Raw genomic sequence first — 14,640 nt, forward strand, 5'->3', positions numbered from 1 at the left:
AGCGGACAAGGTGATGAAAGCAGGCGTTTTCCACTCTGCCGCGCACAAGAGTTGCGCAGCTCAGGCACGCTACTTTGCCGAGATCAACTCTGCCGCAGCCATGCGAATCCCTGCCTCGGACGGCAAAGTATCTGCATATGCACGCCCGGTCGCGATGAAACTGTCATCCGCGGTGTAGCGCGCGATTTGGCGATGCCCGGCCTCAAAAAGGGCTGTCATCACCCCTTCGGCGACCCCACCGGATCGGCGTGTCTCATCCACCACGAGGATGTGTTTGCATCCCTTCACAGCGCGAAGAAGGCTGTCGATGGGCAGCGGTGCAAGCCAGCGCAGATCAATCAGCCGGGCGTTTGGAACTTGCGCCTGTGCTGCCAGATACCGGCCATTGGCAAAGGTCACGATGGCCAGATCGCCCTCCCCTTCAACGCCAACCTCGCCCAGCGCGATCCGCTGATCCGGCGCGGGGTAGGTCCGCATCCACGCCCCGTCCCCCGGATGCACGTCGCGCATCGAATAAAGGGCGATGGGTTCGACAAAGACGCACAGGCGATTCTCCTCGCGCGCAAGGCGGTGGCATTCGCGCAGCATTTTGACGGCCTCGGCCCCGTCCGAAGGACACGCAAGGATCAGCGCCGGAATATCGCGCAGCACGGCCAGCGCGTTGTCGTTGTGAAAGTGCCCGCCAAAACCTTTTTGATACCCAAGCCCCGCAATGCGCAGCACCATCGGGTTGGCCCATTGCCCGTTTGAGAAAAACGGCAGCGTCGCCGCCTCGCCCCGGATCTGGTCTTCGGCATTGTGCAGGTAGGCAAGGAACTGGATTTCCGGCATCGGGACAAAGCCATTGTGGGCCATGCCAATCGCCAACCCCAGAATGGATTGTTCGTCGAGCAGGGTATCGATCACACGGGACGGACCAAACCGCCCCAGCAGCTTTTGAGTGACGCCGTAAACCCCGCCCTTGCGCCCCACATCCTCGCCCATGATCACCGTTTCCGGGTGGGTCAGCATCAGATCCGTCAGCGCCCAGTTGATCAGCCGCGACATCGGCTGAGGGGTGTCCATCTGGGCCAGATCCGATCCAAACGTTTGTGCCCGCGTATCTGCATCCGGGCCGTTGGTCTGCGTATGTGTGCGTTCGGGCGGAATGATCGCGGCCATCACGGCGTCGGCCCCGCTGAGTGGAGCGGCCTGTGCCACATCTGCGGCTTCGGCGCGGGTACGGGCCAGCGCGGATTCATAGATCGCAAGCAAGGTATCGGGCGTTTCGCCTTGGCCGATCAGCCCCGCCGCCGTGTGCAACAGCGGATCGTTTGCCTCATCCGCCTCGACCTCGGCGCGCGGCAGGTAACTGGTCGCCACATCCGCGCCGGCATGCCCGTATAGGCGCACTGTGCGCAGATGCAGCACAGCCGGTTTGCGATGGGTGCGCACGAAGGATGCAGCGGCGCTGGCCGCCCGGTATGCATCCCACAGATCACAGCCATCGCCTGCAAAATAGGTCAGACCCGGACGATGCGCGAGGCTGGCAGCCACCCATCCAGCCGGCGTTTTCGTCGAAATCCCGATCCCGTTGTCCTCGCAGATGAGCAGCAGGGGCAAGGGCACGCCCTGCACGCTGGTCCACCCGGTGGCATTGATGGCCCCCTGGGCCGTGGAATGGTTCAGCGACGCATCCCCAAAGCTCGCCACGGCGATCCCGTCCGATGGCAGGATTGCCGCATCAGGCCGATTGCGCCGGGCCAGACCGATGCCGTAGGCCGCGCCAAGCGCCTTGGGCAAATGGCTTGCGATGGTCGAGGTCTGGGGCGGGATGAACAGATCGCGACTGCCCAGCACTTTGTGACGCCCGCCGCTGGTGGGATCATCCGCCGCACAGGCATAGCTGAGCAGCATATCGCGGCACATGTCCTGCCCTCTTTGCGCGGCACGCGCCACCTGAAACGCGCCATCACGGTAGTGCAGGAACGCGATATCGTCAGGGCGAAGCGCATGGGCCACCGCCGCCATCCCCTCGTGCCCGGATGAACCGATGGTGTAAAACCCCTGCCCCGCCTTCTGCATCTCGCGGCTGACGATATCGAGGGCGCGGGTCAGGCACTGGTGTTCGAACAGAGCGCGCGAGGCATCTGCATTCAGCCCCTGAGGTTTGACCTCGGGCAAATCGCGCGCGGCCACCCGGGCGAGAAAGTTGTCGTGAACGATTGAAACGCGGTCCATGAGGCCCCTGTCGGAATTTGGAATTCATGCCTCCGGCGGTGGTATTTTCGATCAGAAGAAACAGAACTCAAGTTCCTCCTGACCCGAAATACCATCGAGGGCAGACAGCCCCCGATCCCGACTTTAGAAAAAAGCCTGCAAGCCGGTCTGCGCACGCCCGAGGATCAATGCGTGCACATCATGGGTGCCCTCGTAGGTGTTCACCGTTTCAAGGTTCATCAAATGGCGCATCACCTGAAATTCACCGGAAATCCCGTTGCCGCCGTGCATGTCACGCGCGTGGCGCGCGATGTCGAGCGCCTTGCCACAGTTGTTGCGTTTGACGATCGAGATCATTTCGGGCGCGGCTTGGGCTGCGTCCATCAGACGGCCCACCTGCAACGAGGCCTGCAGGCCCAGCGCGATTTCGGTCTGCATATCCGCCAGTTTTTTCTGAAACAGTTGGGTCTGCGCCAGAGGCTTGCCGAACTGCTTGCGATCAAGCCCGTATTGGCGCGCCGCGTGCCAGCAGAATTCAGCCGCGCCCATCGCGCCCCAGCTGATCCCGTAGCGGGCGCGGTTCAGACAGCCAAACGGCCCCTTGAGGCCCTGCACATCCGGCAGCAGCGCCTCTTCGCCCACTTCCACGTCTTTCATCACGATTTCGCCTGTGATCGAGGCGCGCAGGGACAGCTTGTGCCCGATCTTGGGTGCGCTCAGACCTGCCATCCCCTTTTCCAGCACAAAGCCGCGGATCTTGCCGTCATGTGCGTCTGATTTGGCCCAGACCACGAACACATCGGCGATGGGCGCGTTGGAAATCCACATCTTGGCGCCGTTCAGCACATAACCGCCTTCTGTTTTGCGGGCCGTGGTTTTCATGCCTGCGGGGTCTGACCCGGCATCCGGCTCTGTCAGGCCAAAACAGCCGATCCACTCGCCGCTTGCAAGTTTGGGCAGGTATTTGGTGCGCTGCGCTTCCGAACCATAAGCATAGATCGGATACATCACGAGGCTCGATTGCACCGACATCATCGACCGATACCCCGAATCGATCCGCTCCACCTCGCGCGCAACAAGGCCGTAGGACACGTAAGAGCCGCCCAGCCCGCCATATTCCTCGGGAAGGGTCACGCCCAGCAGGCCCATCTCGCCCATCTCGCGGAAAATCTCGGGGTCGGTGGTTTCTTCCGAAAAGGCGTCCATCACGCGCGGTGCCAGCTTTTCCTCGGCATAGGCCGCAGCCGAGGACTGTATCATCCGCTCGTCCTCGCTCAGTTGCTGGGACAGGCGAAACGGGTCTGCCCAGTCAAAGCTGCCAAGGTCCGGAGCGTCCTTGGCTTTGAGAATTTTGGCTTCGGCATTCATGAGGTGGCTCCTTTGCGGATGTGGCGCGAGGGGCAGTATGGCAGATGTCAGTGCAACCTTCCAACGCAAGGCCGTTGTGCCGCAAAGTCGGGCGCGAATGCAATGTCGGCAACGTCGCATTCCTGACAATAATCTATTCCATATCCTGCAACGCAGGCCATGGACCAAGCGCGCGCATTGCGCACAACTGCCCAATCGCCGACGCCCTCTTGCCCCATTTTTGCCCCAATATCCGTACATACACTCACAAATATGATTCTGACTTTCGGGTGGGGCCGAAACGAGTAAAGGAGTGCTGCCATGAAGCGCGCGTTTTCCATAGTGGCAACGGTTGCCGCCCTGTCTGTCGCAACATCAGCGGCTGCCACTGAACACACAATTCTGATCCTGCCGGATGCCTATTTCCCGCAGATCACCTATCTGGATGAAGGCGACTCGGTCCGCTTCGTCAACATGTCGGGCCTTGAGCACAACATCGTTGCTGCCGATGCCGGATGGGAAATCGGCCCGATCCCCGATCAGGGCGAAGCTGTCCTTGAAGTCGACTCGGTCGGCGAAAAATCATTCTTCAACAAGGACGCCGTGAACGAAGACGGCGAATACTTTGTTCAGGGCGACATGAGCTTTGACTCCGCACCGCTGAACTAAGTCGGCCAAGGGTCGAGCGGTTCGATCAGATCGGGGCCTTCTGCCCGGTTTGAGTTGACAGCAGTATCGACCCGGTGCCAGCGCAATGCATTATCCGGGGCCGCACGCATCAGCGTTGCGGCCCCTTTCCCCTGTTCGCCAAGCCATAACGCGATGTCGTCCGGTTCAAGGATCACGGGCATACGGTGATGAATGGCAGACATCGCCACATTGGCGCCGGTCGTGACGATGGCCGCCGTGCGCATGTCATCGTCTACGTCCTTCGGCGACCAGGATTGCCAGATCGCCGCAAAGGCCAGCGGCGCACCATCCGCACGCGTGATGTACCATGGCAGGCGCAGGTCGCCATCCCGTGTCCATTCGTAAAACCCCGACGCGATCATCACCGCCCGGCGTTCCCGACAGGCTGCGCGAAACGCCGGCTTTTCGGCAATCGTCTCGGCCCGGGCGTTGATCAGCAGCGGCCCGTCATTCGGTTTCTTGTACCAGTGCGGAATGAACCCCCACCGCATCGCGCCCAACCTGCGCATGCCGTCCTGAGCCGTGATCATATGCACGGCGTTGGTCGGACAGACATTGTAATTGGGCACATCCGGCAGGTCATTGGCGGGCACTGCATTGAACAGTTGCGCCATGGCCTCAGGCGGCAGGGTAACGGAAAAACGTCCACACATTGGTCTGACAATGGATCGGAGGCGCAGCGCAGGCAAGCCATCGGGGCCAAATGAACCCATCCCTCACTGCAAGACCCCCGTCAGCCTGTGCCAGCGGGGGTCGTGGTGGTTTCAGCGGATGCACCCAGGTGCGTCCAAATGATTACTTCGCAGAAATGCGTCCGTCGGTATAGGGCGTGAACGGCCCTTTCGCGGCAAGGAACTCCGCCGTGACATCGGCGAGGTCTGGGCCGAAGTCATAGGCGTTTTGTGCGTCCTTGAACATCGCATAGCCGTCGCCGCCGTTGCGCACGTAGTTGTTGGACACAACGCCGTACAGCTTGTCCGGATCAATCGGCGCACCGCCAACCATCACATCACTCACGCGGCTGCCCGCAGGTTGGGACGCATCAAAAGCATAGCTCATCCCCGCCACTTGCGGGAAACGGCCAGCACCGTCCTCGATCTGGCTTACACCGTTTTCAAGGGCTGCGACGATGGTCGACCCACTCACCTGGAATGTGGACAGTGTGTTCTGGAACGGCAGCACGGTCAGCACCTCACCCATGGTGACGGGCCCTGCATCAATCGAGGCGCGGATGCCGCCACCGTTCTGAATGGCGATCTCAATGCCCTGATCCTTGACCCGGTCCAGCATCGCGTCAGCGATAAGCGATCCCATCGGGCACTCCTGCGCCCGACAGGTGTCGCGCCCGCCCTCAATGGCTTCGGCGGATTCGGCCACGACGCGTGTCTTCATCTCTTCGATTGGCGCGCCCATTTCAGCGATGCGGGCCAGGAACGCTTCGTTCGGGGACACGGACGCATCGAGCAGGATCGGATCGCCGGAGGCCGCCGTGACGTTGCCGTCATCATCAAAGTTCACAGTGAGGTGGCCAAGGTACTTCGTATAGGCATAGGCCTGCGCAACGGGTGTGCCATCCACCATCTCGGGATAGGCAGGCGTGCCGTCGTCGTCGTTGGACATCAGCGTGTGGCTGTGTCCGCCGATCACCACATCGATGGCCGGAACGGCTGCGGCGATTTCGCGGTCCCGGTTCAGCCCCACATGGTTCAGCGCGATGATGATATCGACGCCTTCAGCTTCAAGGGCGGCGGCATCCGCACTCAACGCCTCGATCTCGTCCTGAAACACCACGTTCTCGCCGGGGCTTGAGGTTTCGACTGTATCCGTCGCCAACGCCGAAATGATGCCGACACGTTTGCCACCGACCTCAAGGATCACATGGTCTTCGACCTTGCCCGCCAGCGACGCTTCGCCCGCGACATCGATATTGCCCGAAATCACCGGAAAGCTGACCGCATCCACGAACCCAGCCAGCCCTTCGGGGCCGTCGTCGAATTCGTGATTGCCCACCGCCATCACGTCATAGCCCATCTGTTCCATGAACTCGGCTTCGGCCGCACCTTTGTAGGTGGTGTAGAACAACGATCCCTGAAACGGGTCGCCCGCGTCCAGCACAACCACGTTCTGATTGCCAAGGGCCGCCTTCTTGTCGTCGATCGCTGTCTTGACCCGGGCCACCCCGCCAAAACACTCGCCCGCTGTCTCGCCCTCGGCATTGCAGGTTGAATCAAAACGGTTGATCGATTCGATCCGGCTGTGCATGTCGTTGGTGTGCAGGATGTGAAGCGTGTATTCGGCCGAAGCCATACCGGCGCTCAGAGCCAATGCGGCAGTGCCCATCAAAAGTCGGGTCATGTGGTGTCTCCCAGGTTGGTTATGTCGGCATCGTGACTCCAAGTCGCGCCGAGAGTCAAAGCCAGATATGGCCTGCTGACGCAACGACCGGATGACAACACGCACTTGACCGTTTGGTGGGCGACAGGCATCAGGTGCCCATGCTGATTTACAAGATTTTCCGCGCCAATGAATGGGCCGCCCTGCGCCGCGAGGGGACCACCGCAGGGGCTCCCATCGACATCACCGACGGCTATGTCCACTTTTCCACCGCCGCGCAGGCCTCCGAGACTGCCGCCAAACACTTTGCAGGTGTGGACAACCTGTTCCTGATCGCCGTCGAGGCCGATGCGCTTGGCGACGCCCTCAAGTGGGAAGTGTCGCGTGGTGACGCACTTTTCCCCCATCTCTATCGCGAGATGCGGATTGCAGACGTGCATTGGGCGCAACCTCTGCCCCTTGTGGATGGCGTCCACCAGTTTCCAGCCGGGGCCGGGTTCGCCACATGAGTGACGATAGCTTCGTCGACCCGACACGCGCACAGTTTGATGCGTTCAAGGCCCTTGATCGGGATCAGCCCATCGACATGCTCAACCTCGTGCGCTTTCGCGATCTGGCCAATTATCCCGGCGATCACGAACTGGCCCGCGACGGACTGACGGGCGCCGAGGCCTATGGTCTTTATGGCAAACACACCGCCGCCATTCTGAAAAAAGTCGGCGGCAGCATCCTCTGGCGCGCTGGTTTCGAGGCGACACTCATCGGCCCGGATGGCGAGGCATGGGATGCGATGTTCATTGCACACTATCCAACCGCTCATGCGTTCCTCGCCATGATCTCGGACCCGGTCTATCAGCGCGCCGTTGTGCACCGTCAGGCCGCCGTGGCCACATCACGCCTGATCCGTACGAGGCCTGCGGGCGGCGGGGACAGTTTTGGATGAAGCGGGCCATTGAACAGCTTGGCGTCGCTGCGTTGCGCCGCCTTGATCCGGAAACCGCGCACGGGCTGGCCTTGCGGGCGCTGCACACGCCACTGGCGCACCTCCCCGGCGCTGTGACCAGCGACCGGTTGCGCACCTCGATTGCCGGCCTGACATTGCCCAATCCCGTGGGCCTTGCTGCCGGGTTTGACAAGAATGCGACAGCTATCGCGCCCTTGTCGCGCGCCGGGTTCGGATGGCTCGAGGTGGGGGCCGCCACCCCCTCGCCCAGCCCGGCAACCCGCGTCCGCGCCTGTTCCGGCTGAGCGAGGACGCCGCAGCAATCAACCGCTTTGGTTTCAACAATGACGGGATGGAGGCGATTGGCGCGCGCCTGAAAAAACGCCCAAAGGGCGTACCTGTCGGCCTCAACCTCGGGGCCAACAAGGACAGCGCCAACCGCGCCGAAGACTTCGCGCGGGTCCTGCAGCATTGCGCGCCCTTCATCGACTTTGCGACTGTGAATGTATCCAGCCCCAACACCGAAAAACTGCGCGATCTGCAAGGGCCTATGGCGCTGGCCGCCCTGCTGGACGGCGTGATGCAGGTGCGCGGCAAAGTGCCCGTGTTCCTGAAAATCGCGCCCGACCTCACCGATCAGGACCTCGCCGACATCGCCAAAGTCGCAACAGACGCACGGGTGGCGGCGATCATCGCAACCAACACAACGCTGGACCGCGGCGGCCTGCGCAGCGCACATGCGCAGGAAAAGGGCGGGCTGTCAGGCAAACCGCTGTTCGCAAAATCCACCCGCGTGCTGGCAAAACTGCACAGGCTGACCGGTATCCCGCTGATCGGCGTGGGCGGGATCGGCTCGGCCGAGGATGCCTATGCGAAAATCCGCGCCGGAGCGTCGGCGGTGCAACTCTATACTGGTCTCGTCTATGGCGGGCTCAGCCTCGCCGCCACCATCGCACGCGACCTCGACACTCTGCTGGCACGGGATGGCCATGCCTCCGTCGCCGCAGCCGTCGGCACAAACATCAAGGACTGGCTCTGATCCAACTTCATCTCGCCAGATAAACTCCGGGGTCTGGGGCAGCGCCCCAGTCCTCACGCAGCCCCACGCTCCAACGCCGGATAGCGCGCACCCAGCGTCACACCGCGTGCCACAAAGGATATGAGAAGGGCCGCCCAAAGCCCGTGATTGCCCATGACCGGCAGCAACACCAGAATGGCGACCCAATAAATCACGAAAGACAGCGCCATCATGTTGCGCATGTCCCGCCCGCGTGCGGCCCCGATGAATATCCCATCCAGCATCCACGCCGCGCACCCGACCAGCGGGGCGGCCACCATCCACCACAGGTAGTCGCGCGCTTCGATCTGCACATCCACATCCTTGGCCATCAGATCGATCAGCCACGGACCGGCCAGCAGAAAGGCACCGGCCGTCAGCACACAGACCACCATCCCCCACATCCCGGTCATGATGGCGGATTTGCGCACACGCGCACGATCCTTGCGCCCATAGGCGCGCGCAATCAGCGTCTCGGCCGCAAAGGCAAACCCGTCCATCGCATAGGCGGTGATGTACATGAACTGGATCAGCACCTCGTTTGCCGCCAGCGTGACATCGCCAAAGCGCGCACCGATAAAGACAAAGCTGGAAAAGATGATCATCAGCATGGCCGAGCGCAGCAGGATATCGGTATTGAGCAGTGCCATGCGCACCAGTTTGGCCCGTTCCAGCACCCGCGCCCGGTCCCGCCACGCGGGGCGCGCAAATGCCCCTCGACAGAACCAAAGCCCCAGACCGGCCCCCAGCGCTTCGGCGATGACCGTGGCAATGGCGACGCCTTCGACCCCCCAGCCAAGGCCAAGCACAAAGACAAAGTTCAGCGCGATGTTGACCCCGTTCATGCTCAGTTGAATCCAGAATACCGCGCCTGTCCGCTCCATCGCGATCAGCCAGCCCGTCAGCGCATAGACAGCAATGGCGGCAGGGGCCGTCCAGATGCGGATGGCAAGGTAGCCGCGCGCGAGGTTTTCGACCTCTTCACTGGCCGGAGAAAGCTGGAAGGCCGCCCAGAACAGCGGCACCTGCAACAGGATCAGCCCCAGACCACCAATCCCCGCCACAAGAAGCGCGCGGGTCAGCCACGCAGACACTTCATCATAATCCCCTGCGCCTGCGGCCTGCCCGACCAGACCCACGGTGCCCATGCGCAGAAAACCGAAAATCCAGTAGACCGTGGTCAGAATAATCGCGCCCATGGCGACAGCCCCGATTGGCGCGGCCTCGCCCATCTGTCCGACCACACCGACATCGACGGCCCCGAGTATCGGCACGGTTGCGTTCGACAACACAATCGGCAGTGCGATCTTCAGAACCCTGCGATGGGTCAGCGGCGCCGGTGGCGCAGTCGGGGCAGCAGGCGCTTTCACCGACGCTGCGGCATCACGAAATGGCCTGTGCCTTGCGCAAACAACCGCTCACGATTGTCCTGCCAGCCTTCCACATGCACGCTTGCATAGCGCCGCCCGGCCCGGTTGATGCGCGCCCGCGCATAAGCATCGCGCGGCAGGCCCGAGCGCAGGTAGTCGACCGAAAAATCCACAGTCTTGGGCAAACGCGGCAAGGGCGGGCCGGTCTCCACTTCGAAATCCAAGGCCCCGCTTTCGATGTCTTCCCACAGGTATGACCAACTGAGGGTGATCACCGCCGTCACCTCAAGAAAGGCCGCCGTGACGCCACCGTGCAGCGCGGGCAGCATGGGATTGCCGATCAGCTTGTCGGCAAACGGCAACACGGCTGTCAGCTCGTCCCCGCGCCGGTCGATCTGCACGCCGAGGTACTGGATGTAAGGCACCCCGTCGACCAGGGCACGCAGGGCCGCATCGCGGCGTTGTTTGACCACCTGCACCGGCTCGGGGCGTTTCATCGCACGCCCTCCACGGTAAACGCACCCGTGGCGCTTGCCACCGGGTTGTCAGTGTCCTCATCCGTTGCCGTGGCGCGCACAAAGGCGACAGAGCGGGTCACGTGGTAACAGATCGCGCGGGCCGTGATGGCCTGCCCGGGCGTTGCGGCCCGCATGTAGTCGATGCGCAGATCCAGCGTCGCGGTCCCGCCCCGGTTCGCCGGATGGCTCATCACGGCGGCACCGCAACATGTGTCCATCACCGCCGATACCGCCCCACCGCTGATCACCCCGGTGTCGGGATCCCCGATCAGGCGCGGGTCGTACGGCATGACGATCACCGCCGCGCCCTCTCCGATCTCGGTCAGCTCCATGCCCAGATCGCGGGAATGCGGGATGGCTTCGATGAACTGTCGGGCCGCCTTGGTTTTATCGGACATCGGGTGCTTGCCTTAGTGCGTTGTCATCACGTTATGGGCGCGCACCCGGATCAGGGCAAGGCACCTGTTGCCCTCCGGGCTGTCCCGCCTTAGGATTCAACCCAGGGAGAGAGTTAAGCCATGGCAGACGACCGCTTGAGCTTTAAGCAGATGTGCGCAGAGTTCGACGTGACGCCGCGCACGCTGCGCTATTACGAATATATCGAGCTGTTGAAGCCCGACCGCGAAGGGCGGTCACGGTTTTACGGCGCGCGCGAACGGGCGCGCATGAAGCTGATCCTGCGGGGCCGCAAATTCGGCTTTCAGCTCGAAGACATCCGTCAGTGGCTTTTGATCTATGAAAAAGAAGGCAACGAGGCGCAGATGCGCGCCTGGGTCGAACTGGCCGATGGCCAACTGGCCGAGCTGGAAGAGCAACGCAAACAACTGGCCGATGCCACGGCCGAATTGAAGGACCTGCGCGACAGCGTTGCGTCCGAACTTGCCGACAAATAGCACATCTGACGCGCGGCATTCCGCGATTTAGCCCTAAGCGACAGCGCGTGGGTTTGACCTGCGCCTTGGCCGTCCTACACCATACCGGGCACGGGCAAAGGTGAAGACGGCAATGACAACTGCAGCAAAGACAGTGCTGATCCTTGGCAGTGCCCCCAATGTGCTTGCCGCGCGCGATCTGCCCAAATCCCTGTTTTCGTCGATCGTCGCCATCAATAACGCTTGGAAAGTGCGCAGCGATTGGGACTATCACATTTCGCCCGACGATTTCCCAACTGACCGGATGCCAACCGCTGTGCAGTCTGACCAGTCGCTTGTCGGGGCGTCTGATTACGTGCCTGCAAACAACGCCTATGGCGGTATCATCTATGCCGGTGCGACAATGGCGTTCACCGCCGGATACTGGGTGCTGGCGGCGTTGCGCCCATCTGCCATGGTCTTTGTGGGCTGCGACATGGTCTATTCGAACTCTGCCGCCCCGCATTTTTACGGCAAGGGGTCTGCTGATCCGCTGCGCGACGATATCACCCTGCGCAACCTCGAAGCCAAGTCCGCCCGCCTGATGCTGCACGCCTCGCAACAGGGATGCGCCTGCGTGCGCGCGCCCGGCGGCGACAGCAGGCTGGTCTTTCCCTCAATGGCGCTTGAAGAGCTTGGGCAGATCGACATGCCGCGCGTCCGCGCCAACCCGACCGCCTTTAATCGGGCGCAAAGCTATGAAGACAGCCTTGGGTATTTTGTCGAATCCGGGCGGTACTGGGATGTCGCGCCCGACTATTCAACGGACCACCTTGATGCGATTGACCAGTTGTGGATGTCGGCAGGGAACAGTTCGGACCGTGCCGATCGGCTGTCTGTCTAACGTGCACTGAGGGAAATCCCGCACCAGCCTACCGCAAAAAAGATGCAAGTTTTTGCCGAATTCACGCTTGACGCAGTTCACAGGTGCGTCAACTTTCAAAGTGACGCAACGTACGACTTACGTCAACGTCACAGTTTGGTTGCATCGCGCACAATCCTGTCCCATGTCATGCCCGTAACAGGATAGGCGAGTGATCCAGATGACCGAAATAACGATGACAATCCGCGAGATGTGCGACGCCTTTGACGTCACGCCGCGGACTTTACGATTTTACGAAGCCAAGGAACTGCTGTTCCCGATCCGGGATGGGCAGAAACGCCTGTTCACCAAGCGCGACCGGGCCCGCCTGAAACTGATCCTGCGCGGCAAGCGCTTTGGCTTCAGCCTCGAAGAGATACGCCAGCTGCTCGACCTCTACGACATGGGCGACCAGCAACAGACCCAACTGGCCCGCACCTTCGAGATCGCCAGCGACCGGCTGGCCGATATGGTCGCCCAGCGCGACGAACTGAACGAAGCGATCGAAGACCTGCAAGATCAGCTGAAATGGGGCGAGAAGATGCTTGCCTCGATGAACACCGCGAAAAAGGTCGCTGAGTAAGCGCCGCTGCACCTTTAGGGAGAGAAAACATGCCCAGCTACACACCGCCCACCAAAGACATGCAATTCATCCTGCACGATGTCCTCAACGTCACCGGCAGCGACATCCCCGGCTATGACGAGCTTGAGGCAGACTTTACTTCAGCCATTCTCGAAGAAGCAGGCAAGCTGACGTCCGGCGTCCTCGCCCCGCTCAATGTCGTCGGCGACACCGAAGGTTGCCGCCTCGAAAACGGCATCGTGTACACCCCCACCGGGTTCAAGGAAGCCTTCGAGCAGGTCAAGGAAGGCGGCTGGCCCGGTCTCGACATGCCTGAGGAATTTGGCGGTCAAAACATGCCTTACGTGATCGGCACAGCTGTGGGCGAGATGTTCTCGTCGGCCAACATGGCCTTTACCATGTATCAGGGCCTGACGCATGGTGCGGCATCTGCAATCCTCGCGCACGGCAGCCAGGAACAAAAGGAAACCTATCTGCCCAAGATGGTGTCCTGCGAATGGACCGGCACGATGAACCTGACCGAACCGCATTGCGGCACCGACCTGGGCCTGATGCGCACCAAGGCGGAACCACAGGACGATGGCAGCTACAAGATCACCGGACAAAAGATCTTCATCTCGGCCGGTGAACACGACATGGCCGACAACATCATCCACCTCGTGCTGGCGAAAATCGTCGGCGGCCCCGAGGGGATCAAAGGTGTGTCGCTGTTTATCGTGCCCAAGTTCCTCGTGAACGAAGATGGCAGCCTTGGCGCACGCAACGGCGTGGCCGTCGGCAACATCGAAGAGAAAATGGGCATTCACGGCAACTCGACCTGCGTGATGAACTATGACGGCGCCACCGGCTATCTGGTCGGCGAAGAGCACAAAGGCATGCGCGCCATGTTCACGATGATGAACGAGGCTCGTATCGGCGTCGGCATGCAGGGCCTGTCTCAGGCCGAAGTCGCCTATCAGAACGCGCTGGATTACGCCAAGGACCGCCTGCAAGGGCGCGACGTGACCGGCACCAAGAACCCGGACGGCCCTGCCGATCCGCTGATTGTGCACCCGGATATCCGCCGTTCATTGATGGATCAGAAATCCTTCGCAGAAGGCGCGCGCGCGTTCATCCTGTGGAGTGCAACCATGATCGACGCCGCCCACCGCGGTGAAGACAAGGACGCGGACGGCATCGTATCGCTGCTGACCCCGATCATCAAAGGGTTCCTGACCGATCAGGGCTATGACATGACGATCAAGGCCCAGCAGGTCTATGGCGGCCATGGCTACATCGAGGAATGGGGCATGTCGCAATACACCCGCGATGCCCGTATCGCAATGATCTATGAAGGGGCCAACGGCGTGCAGGCGCTCGATCTTGTGGGGCGCAAGCTGGCACAGGATGGCGGCAAGCACGTGATGGCGTTCTTCGAGCTGGTTAAATCCTTCATCAAGGACAATGCCGGTCAGGACGAAGCGTTTGACAAGGAATTCCTCGATCCGCTCAAGGCAGCATCCAAGGACCTTCAGGCGGCGGGGATGTATTTCATGCAGAACGGCATGAGCAATCCCAACAATGCGCTGTCGGGGTCTTATGACTTCATGCACATGTTCGGCCATGTCTGCATCGGCCTGATGTGGGCGCGGATGGGCAAGGCGGCGCGCGCCGCGCTGGCAGGCGGCACGTCCGATCCTGATTTCTACGAGACGAAACTGGCCACGGGGCGCTACTACATGGCGCGCCAATTGCCCGCCACTGCCCTGCACCTGACCCGCATCCAGTCGGGCGGTGACACAGTGATGGCGCTGGAGGCGGCAAACTTCTAAGGTTGGGGCGGGGAC

Annotated in this window: 14 protein-coding genes and 1 pseudogene; 8 read left to right on the forward strand and 7 right to left on the reverse strand. The window is 61.6% G+C overall.

Features of this window, described 5'->3' with window-relative positions:
* Positions 1-69: 69 nt before the first annotated feature.
* Together ACERZ8_RS00415 and ACERZ8_RS00420 are read right to left on the reverse strand one after the other, a co-directional pair.
* Positions 70-2,220, reverse strand: coding sequence for a thiamine pyrophosphate-dependent enzyme (locus tag ACERZ8_RS00415; RefSeq protein WP_407590157.1), 2,151 nt, complete (start codon positions 2,218-2,220; stop codon positions 70-72).
* 123 nt (positions 2,221-2,343) lie between these two features.
* Positions 2,344-3,567 (reverse strand): acyl-CoA dehydrogenase, encoded by a 1,224-nt coding sequence (locus tag ACERZ8_RS00420; RefSeq protein WP_407590158.1) that lies wholly within the window; start codon positions 3,565-3,567, stop codon positions 2,344-2,346.
* 300 nt (positions 3,568-3,867) lie between these two features.
* Here ACERZ8_RS00420 and ACERZ8_RS00425 point away from each other — a divergent pair, with 300 nt between their 5' ends.
* The gene (locus ACERZ8_RS00425) at positions 3,868-4,215 is read left to right on the forward strand and encodes a hypothetical protein (protein WP_407590159.1); all 348 of its coding nucleotides are present in this window, start codon (positions 3,868-3,870) and stop codon (positions 4,213-4,215) included.
* Here ACERZ8_RS00425 and ACERZ8_RS00430 read toward each other — a convergent pair.
* Positions 4,212-4,889, reverse strand: coding sequence for an SOS response-associated peptidase (locus ACERZ8_RS00430; protein WP_407590160.1), 678 nt, complete (start codon positions 4,887-4,889; stop codon positions 4,212-4,214). The two genes, ACERZ8_RS00425 and ACERZ8_RS00430, sit on opposite strands and share 4 nt — an antisense overlap.
* A 142-nt stretch (positions 4,890-5,031) precedes the next feature.
* Positions 5,032-6,591, reverse strand: a complete 1,560-nt coding sequence (locus ACERZ8_RS00435; protein WP_407590161.1) for a bifunctional metallophosphatase/5'-nucleotidase — start codon at positions 6,589-6,591, stop codon at positions 5,032-5,034.
* Positions 6,592-6,731: 140 nt separating this feature from the next.
* On the opposite strand from ACERZ8_RS00435, the gene ACERZ8_RS00440 reads away from it, so the two are divergent.
* The 3 genes and pseudogenes from ACERZ8_RS00440 to ACERZ8_RS00450 all read left to right on the forward strand — a co-directional run bounded on the left by ACERZ8_RS00440 (position 6,732) and on the right by ACERZ8_RS00450 (position 8,552).
* Positions 6,732-7,079, forward strand: coding sequence for a DUF952 domain-containing protein (locus ACERZ8_RS00440; protein WP_407590162.1), 348 nt, complete (start codon positions 6,732-6,734; stop codon positions 7,077-7,079).
* Positions 7,076-7,513, forward strand: coding sequence for a DUF1330 domain-containing protein (locus tag ACERZ8_RS00445; protein ID WP_407590163.1), 438 nt, complete (start codon positions 7,076-7,078; stop codon positions 7,511-7,513). The genes ACERZ8_RS00440 and ACERZ8_RS00445 overlap by 4 nt, the downstream gene beginning before the upstream one ends.
* Positions 7,510-8,552: pseudogene (locus ACERZ8_RS00450) on the forward strand (quinone-dependent dihydroorotate dehydrogenase). The gene ACERZ8_RS00445 and the pseudogene ACERZ8_RS00450 overlap by 4 nt, the downstream one beginning before the upstream one ends.
* 53 nt (positions 8,553-8,605) lie before the next feature.
* On the opposite strand, the gene ACERZ8_RS00455 reads toward ACERZ8_RS00450, so the two are convergent.
* From ACERZ8_RS00455 to ACERZ8_RS00465, 3 genes are all read right to left on the reverse strand, one after another.
* A complete protein-coding gene (locus ACERZ8_RS00455) occupies positions 8,606-9,865 on the reverse strand; it encodes an MATE family efflux transporter (RefSeq protein ID WP_407594114.1) in 1,260 nt (419 codons plus the stop codon).
* Between the two features lie 71 nt (positions 9,866-9,936).
* Positions 9,937-10,437, reverse strand: coding sequence for a PaaI family thioesterase (locus tag ACERZ8_RS00460; RefSeq protein WP_407590164.1), 501 nt, complete (start codon positions 10,435-10,437; stop codon positions 9,937-9,939).
* On the reverse strand, positions 10,434-10,856 hold the full coding sequence (locus ACERZ8_RS00465; RefSeq protein WP_407590165.1) for a PaaI family thioesterase: 423 nt from the start codon (positions 10,854-10,856) through the stop codon (positions 10,434-10,436). Before ACERZ8_RS00465 ends, ACERZ8_RS00460 begins: the two co-directional genes overlap by 4 nt.
* A gap of 120 nt (positions 10,857-10,976) precedes the next feature.
* Between ACERZ8_RS00465 and ACERZ8_RS00470 the strand changes: the two genes are divergently transcribed.
* The 4 genes from ACERZ8_RS00470 (at position 10,977) to ACERZ8_RS00485 (ending at position 14,625) form a co-directional block, all read left to right on the forward strand.
* Entirely contained in the window at positions 10,977-11,351 is a 375-nt protein-coding gene (locus tag ACERZ8_RS00470; protein ID WP_407590166.1) for a MerR family transcriptional regulator, read from the forward strand.
* Positions 11,352-11,463: 112 nt separating this feature from the next.
* The gene (locus tag ACERZ8_RS00475) at positions 11,464-12,213 is read left to right on the forward strand and encodes a hypothetical protein (RefSeq protein WP_407590167.1); all 750 of its coding nucleotides are present in this window, start codon (positions 11,464-11,466) and stop codon (positions 12,211-12,213) included.
* A gap of 199 nt (positions 12,214-12,412) precedes the next feature.
* A complete protein-coding gene (locus ACERZ8_RS00480; RefSeq protein ID WP_407590168.1) occupies positions 12,413-12,814 on the forward strand; it encodes a MerR family transcriptional regulator in 402 nt (133 codons plus the stop codon).
* A gap of 29 nt (positions 12,815-12,843) precedes the next feature.
* Positions 12,844-14,625 carry an acyl-CoA dehydrogenase C-terminal domain-containing protein gene (locus ACERZ8_RS00485; RefSeq protein WP_407590169.1) on the forward strand — a complete coding sequence of 594 codons (1,782 nt, stop codon included), beginning with the start codon at positions 12,844-12,846 and terminating at the stop codon, positions 14,623-14,625.
* Positions 14,626-14,640 lie beyond the last annotated feature (15 nt).

The organism is Tateyamaria armeniaca (assembly GCF_045797845.1).
Classification (GTDB): Bacteria; Pseudomonadota; Alphaproteobacteria; order Rhodobacterales; family Rhodobacteraceae; genus Tateyamaria; species Tateyamaria armeniaca.

Excerpts from the sequence above, each read along its gene's own strand:
- ACERZ8_RS00445 (WP_407590163.1), top strand. The coding sequence starts at position 7,076 with ATGAGTGACGATAGCTTCGTCGACCCGACACGCGCACAGTTTGATGCG.
- ACERZ8_RS00435 (WP_407590161.1), bottom strand. The coding sequence starts at position 6,591 with ATGACCCGACTTTTGATGGGCACTGCCGCATTGGCTCTGAGCGCCGGT.
- ACERZ8_RS00475 (WP_407590167.1), top strand. The coding sequence starts at position 11,464 with ATGACAACTGCAGCAAAGACAGTGCTGATCCTTGGCAGTGCCCCCAAT.
- ACERZ8_RS00485 (WP_407590169.1), top strand. The coding sequence starts at position 12,844 with ATGCCCAGCTACACACCGCCCACCAAAGACATGCAATTCATCCTGCAC.
- ACERZ8_RS00420 (WP_407590158.1), bottom strand. The coding sequence starts at position 3,567 with ATGAATGCCGAAGCCAAAATTCTCAAAGCCAAGGACGCTCCGGACCTT.
- ACERZ8_RS00460 (WP_407590164.1), bottom strand. The coding sequence starts at position 10,437 with ATGAAACGCCCCGAGCCGGTGCAGGTGGTCAAACAACGCCGCGATGCG.
- ACERZ8_RS00425 (WP_407590159.1), top strand. The coding sequence starts at position 3,868 with ATGAAGCGCGCGTTTTCCATAGTGGCAACGGTTGCCGCCCTGTCTGTC.
- ACERZ8_RS00440 (WP_407590162.1), top strand. The coding sequence starts at position 6,732 with ATGCTGATTTACAAGATTTTCCGCGCCAATGAATGGGCCGCCCTGCGC.
- ACERZ8_RS00415 (WP_407590157.1), bottom strand. The coding sequence starts at position 2,220 with ATGGACCGCGTTTCAATCGTTCACGACAACTTTCTCGCCCGGGTGGCC.
- ACERZ8_RS00465 (WP_407590165.1), bottom strand. The coding sequence starts at position 10,856 with ATGTCCGATAAAACCAAGGCGGCCCGACAGTTCATCGAAGCCATCCCG.
- ACERZ8_RS00430 (WP_407590160.1), bottom strand. The coding sequence starts at position 4,889 with ATGTGTGGACGTTTTTCCGTTACCCTGCCGCCTGAGGCCATGGCGCAA.
- ACERZ8_RS00470 (WP_407590166.1), top strand. The coding sequence starts at position 10,977 with ATGGCAGACGACCGCTTGAGCTTTAAGCAGATGTGCGCAGAGTTCGAC.
- ACERZ8_RS00480 (WP_407590168.1), top strand. The coding sequence starts at position 12,413 with ATGACCGAAATAACGATGACAATCCGCGAGATGTGCGACGCCTTTGAC.